The 4,842-nt window shown below is 61.8% G+C and carries 7 protein-coding genes; 5 read left to right on the top strand and 2 right to left on the bottom strand.

All coding sequences use genetic code 11. From position 1 onward, the window contains the following. The 4 genes from ACXJL8_RS34200 to ACXJL8_RS34215 all read left to right on the top strand — a co-directional run. Positions 1–279 (top strand): hypothetical protein (locus tag ACXJL8_RS34200; protein WP_456686382.1); only part of this gene is annotated, 279 nt, incomplete at its 5' end. Between the two features lie 119 nt (positions 280–398). Beyond that, positions 399–995, top strand: coding sequence for a superoxide dismutase (locus tag ACXJL8_RS34205; RefSeq protein ID WP_456686383.1), 597 nt, complete (start codon positions 399–401; stop codon positions 993–995). A gap of 14 nt (positions 996–1,009) precedes the next feature. Beyond that, the gene (locus ACXJL8_RS34210) at positions 1,010–1,660 is read left to right on the top strand and encodes a hypothetical protein (RefSeq protein WP_456617496.1); all 651 of its coding nucleotides are present in this window, start codon (positions 1,010–1,012) and stop codon (positions 1,658–1,660) included. Between the two features lie 33 nt (positions 1,661–1,693). After that, a complete protein-coding gene (locus ACXJL8_RS34215; RefSeq protein WP_456617497.1) occupies positions 1,694–2,191 on the top strand; it encodes a GlcG/HbpS family heme-binding protein in 498 nt (165 codons plus the stop codon). A 111-nt stretch (positions 2,192–2,302) separates the two neighbouring features. Here ACXJL8_RS34215 and ACXJL8_RS34220 read toward each other — a convergent pair whose 3' ends face one another. Continuing rightward, a complete protein-coding gene (locus tag ACXJL8_RS34220; protein ID WP_456617498.1) occupies positions 2,303–3,313 on the bottom strand; it encodes a zinc-dependent alcohol dehydrogenase family protein in 1,011 nt (336 codons plus the stop codon). An 84-nt stretch (positions 3,314–3,397) separates the two neighbouring features. On the opposite strand from ACXJL8_RS34220, the gene ACXJL8_RS34225 reads away from it, so the two are divergent. Continuing rightward, complete coding sequence (locus ACXJL8_RS34225; protein ID WP_456617499.1) at positions 3,398–3,745, top strand: MerR family transcriptional regulator; 348 nt, start codon at positions 3,398–3,400, stop codon at positions 3,743–3,745. 114 nt (positions 3,746–3,859) lie between these two features. Here ACXJL8_RS34225 and ACXJL8_RS34230 read toward each other — a convergent pair whose 3' ends face one another. Then, positions 3,860–4,744, bottom strand: coding sequence for an amidohydrolase family protein (locus ACXJL8_RS34230; protein ID WP_456617500.1), 885 nt, complete (start codon positions 4,742–4,744; stop codon positions 3,860–3,862). Positions 4,745–4,842 lie beyond the last annotated feature (98 nt).

Raw genomic sequence — 4,842 nt, forward strand, 5'->3', positions numbered from 1 at the left:
GCGTTTAACTCGGTGTACGGGGATTTGCGATCTCCCCGCGAGGCGACATGCCCAAGTATCGCGTCCTGGTCACCAAGGACGCTGCATGTCTTCTTTCATCTCGATCTCATCACAGAAATTGTCCCGTCAATTGGTGCCGCCAGCGCGCCGGCCCTCGTCGATGTCCGTATCGACCAGGACCGCGCGGACTATTTGCGCGCGCGACAAGACGGCGAGCACCAAGAGCTAGCGAGCACACGGGGCACGTTGGGGACGACGATCAAGTGGAGGACTCCATGACCACGAATACCGACCGCCGAGACTTCATCAGGGGCGTCGGGGCCGCCGCGGCATCGACCGCACTACTCGCGGGAACGCAAGCCCTTGCGCAAGCCAATCAGCCAACAGGAGCCAAGCCAATGACATACCAGCCCAAGCCGATGCCGTTCGATCCGAAATCCATTGCCGGCATCTCGGAGAAGGTGCTCGTCAGCCACTACGAGAACAACTATGTCGGCGCCGTAAAGCGACTCAACGCGATCGGAACGCAACTCGCCGAGCTCGACTTCGCGAAAGCTCCGAACTTCGTCATCAACGGCCTGAAGCGCGAGGAACTCGTCGCGTCAAACTCGATGATCCTCCATGAAATCTATTTCGACGGGCTCGGCGGTGCCGGCAAGCCGAGTACGCCACTCGCCGACGCGATCGCGCGCGATTTCGGCAGCATGGAGYGGTGGCGCGCGGAGTTCTCCGCCATGGGCAAGGCCGAAGGCGGCGGCTCCGGCTGGGTGATTCTTTCCTACTCGCCGCGTGACAAGCGACTGGTCAATCAGTGGGCCGCCGACCACACGACGACGCTGGCGGGCGGACGCCCCGTGCTGGTGCTCGACATGTATGAGCACGCCTATCACATGGATTATGGCGCCGCGGCCGCGAAATATGTCGACATCTACATGGAAGCGATCAAATGGGACAACGCTGCAACACTGTACGATCAATACAGGCGGGAAGCTTAGACGTCGTGCAAAAAATGAGCGTAGCGCTCTTGGGGGCGGCGTTGTTCCTATTGTTGGTGGAAGGAAACGCGATGGCAGAAACTGTAAATTTTGACAACGCAGCAACCGGCGCAGCGCCCGAAGGCTGGACACTGACGATGACGGGTCGTGGCCAGCCCAAATGGACGGTCGAGGTGGAGTCGACCGCGCCAAGCAAGCCGAACGTGCTGAAACAATCCGGTCAGGCGACGTTTCCAGTGGCGCTCCGGAACGGCACCAGCATCCTGGACGGGTTCGTCGAGGTCAAGTTCAAGGCGATCGCAGGCTCCGAGGATCGTGCGGCCGGTATTGTCTGGCGCGCAAAGGATGCCGACAATTACTATGTCGTGCGGGCCAACGCGCTTGAAGACAATGTTGTGCTCTACAAGACGATCAAGGGTGTTCGCAGCGCGCTCGATATCGTCGGCCGGAAAGGCGGCTATGGCGTCAAGGTATCGGTGCCATCAGGTCAATGGCATTCCCTACGTTGCGAATTCGCGGGAAAGCTATTCAAGGTGACGTATGACGGCAAGCCGATGTTCGAGGTCGAGGACGAATCGATCAGGGACGCCGGCATGATCGGCTTGTGGACCAAGGCCGACAGTGTCACCGTATTCGACGACCTGACATACGGTGCGCTGAACTAACGTCGGCGTCGACCTGCTCACGTCGGAGAAACCATGCTCGCTCGAAATCTGCTTGCGGCCACCGTCCTGTTGATGCTCGCGCACTCGGCAATGGCGCAGGAGCCGCTCACGACCTACAAATCGCTGAGTCCCGAGCTGGCGCTTGATCTGGCCCGGGCATCGCTTGGCGATTGCCGATCACGCGGGTACCAGGTCACTGTTGCGGTCGTCGATCGCTTCGGGGGGACACAGGTGATCCTTCGTGACAGGTTCGCAGGCGCTTACACCGTTGCAACGGCCTCCGGCAAGGCGTGGACCGCAGCAACGTTCCGTACCAGCACCACCGAACTGAATGCCGTCAGCCAACTTGGCATGATGCAGGCCGGTATCCGCAACCTCCCCGGCACGGTCATTATAGGCGGCGGATTGATTGTCGAAGCGGGCGGCTCGCTGGTCGGAGCCGTCGGTGTGTCTGGGGCACCTGGCGGCGATGCTGACGAAGCCTGCGCCAGGGCCGGAATCGACGCCATACGCGACAAGCTGGAGTTTTAGGGTCGCCTTGCCAGCCTCAGCGGATCGTTGCAGACGCACGGACTATGCAAGGCGCCGCGAAATCGATCCAAGACGGAAACGCGCATTTGGCACCACTCCGCCGGCGGCGAACTAAAGCTTTATGACGATCTTGCCGAAATGTGAGCCGGTCCGGAGATGTGCATACGCTTCGGGGACCTCGTCGAAGCCGTAGACCCGATCGACAGTCGGGCGGAGGGCATGTTCGGTCAGGAAGCGGTTCATCGCTGCGAAATGTGCGACCGATCCGACAGTGACACCGATGATGTCGGCATTCTCCCACTGAAGGCGCGCGAGGTCGGGCTTCGGGCCGAATCCTGTCAACACACCGACCTGAATGATCTTGCCACCCGAAGCGACCGATCGCAGCGATCGGTCATAGGTGCCGGGACCTCCGAGTTCGAGGATATGGCTGGCGCCTGCGCCATCCGTCGCCTTCATCAGCGCGACATCCCAGTCGGGCGTGTCGCGGTAGTTGATGAGGATCGAGCCGCCGAGCGCCTTGGCACGGGCAAGCTTTTCATCCGAGGAGGAGATCACGATCGCACGCGCGCCCAGCGCCACTGCGAGCTGAAGCCCGAACAGGGCGACGCCACCTGTTCCCTGGACGAGCAGCGTGTCGCCCTTGCCCATCCCGCCGCGTGCGATGAGGCCGTGCCAGGCCGTGACGCCGGCACAGGGCAGGGTCGCTGCTTCGACTGCGGACAGGTGCGCCGGCACGGCCACCAGCGCGGTTGCCGGCAGCACGACATACTCTGCCAGCATTCCGTCCAGATTGTTGCTGCCGAGGGCGGACGCAATGTAGCCGGCTTTGAACGGCCCTGAGACCCAATCGCGAAAGTAGGAAGCGGCAACGCGGTCGCCCACCTGCCATCGCGTGACGTCGCGGCCTATGGCGTCAACGATGCCGGCGCCGTCGCAGAGCGGCACGCGGCCGTCGAGCGCGCCTTGGCCCGCTCGCTCGAGGATCAGCAGGTCGCGGTAGTTGAGGCTGGCCGCTTCGACACGGATGCGAACTTCTCCGTCAGCGGGCTCAGGTTTGCCGAGATCGACGCGAACAAGGCGGCCAGCACCAGCATGGCCATTCAAATGATAGGCTTTCATTGTTGCACCCTTCACAAGCAGCATTACTTGGATGAGCGCAGTCTGTAGGGTCTGACAGCACTGTCAGGGTCAAGAGGTTTTCAGATGAAAATTGGCGAACTCTCCCGGAGGACGGGGGTCAGTGTCCGGATGCTGCGCTACTATGAAGGTGAAGGGCTGCTTGCGCCGCAGCGGACCGGCTCGGGCTATCGCGACTATGGCCCGGCGGAAGAGGAGACGGTTCGGCGGATCAAAATGCTTGGCTCTGCCGGGATGACGCTCGAAACGATCCAGCGGCTGCTTCCGTGTGTGCGGAACAATGATCCAGCCTTCACGCCGTGCAACGAGCTGCGAAGAATACTCGCTCAGCAGGTCGGCCTGATCGACGAACGCATCGAGACACTCAGCCAGAGCCGCACAATTCTCGCTGGCTACCTCGCAAGCGTGAATTGATCGCGCATCTCGTGCGCCAACGTCCGCCCTGGGGCCATGAGCGGACCTCGTGCAATCTTCGGTGCGGGCCGCCACAAGGGGCTCCGGCGGCCTCGCCAATTGATGAGTACGCGCCTAGATCCCCAGAATCTTGCGCGCGTTGGCCTTCAGCACCTTCGGCCGGATCTCGTCGCGGATGTCGATCTTGGCGAAATCCGACAGCCAGCGGTCCGGTGTGATCACCGGCCAGTCCGAGCCGAACAGCATCTTGTCCTGGAGGATCGAGTTGATGTAGCGCACCAGGATCGGCGGGAAATATTTCGGCGACCATCCGGACAGGTCGATATAGACGTTCGGCTTGTGGGTCGCGACCGACAGCGCCTCCTCCTGCCAGGGGAAGGAGGGATGGGCGAGGATGATCTTGAGGTCGGGGAAGTCGGCCGCGACGTCGTCCATGTACATCGGGTTGGAATATTTCAGCCGCATGCCCATGCCGCCGGGCATGCCCGAGCCGACTCCGGTCTGGCCGGTGTGGAACAGCGCGATCGCGCCGCCATTGTTGATCTCTTCGTAGAGCGGATAGGCCATGCGGTCGTTGGCGTAGAAGCCCTGCATGGTCGGATGGAATTTGAAACCGCGGACGCCGTATTCCTCGATCAGCTTGCGCGCCTCGCGCACGCCGAGCTTGCCCTTGTGCGGGTCGATCGAGACGAAGGGGATCAGGACGTCGAGATGGTCGGAGGCGATCTCCAGCATCTCTTCGTTCTTGTAGCGGCGGAAGCCGGTCTCGCGCTCGGCGTCGACCGGGAAGATCACCGCGGCGATGTTCTTTGAGCGGTAGTAGGCCGCGGTCTCCGGCACGGTCGGCGGATGCTTGTGCGGCGACTTGAAATAGTCCGCCATCTGCGCCTGGAAATCGTCATAGCCGTCGTCGGGATGGGTGCCGCAGGGCTCCTCGGCATGGGTGTGGATGTCGATGGCGACGACATCGTCGATATTGGGCAGCTTCAGCTTCGGCATTGGTGTCCTCCCGACGGGTTGCCAAATTGATTATATGATATAACGAAATTGGCAAGGCTTCGCGGTGCGCCGGCCGAAGGTGACCGCTGCGATGGGGC

The organism is Bradyrhizobium sp. P5_C11_2 (assembly GCF_054049755.1).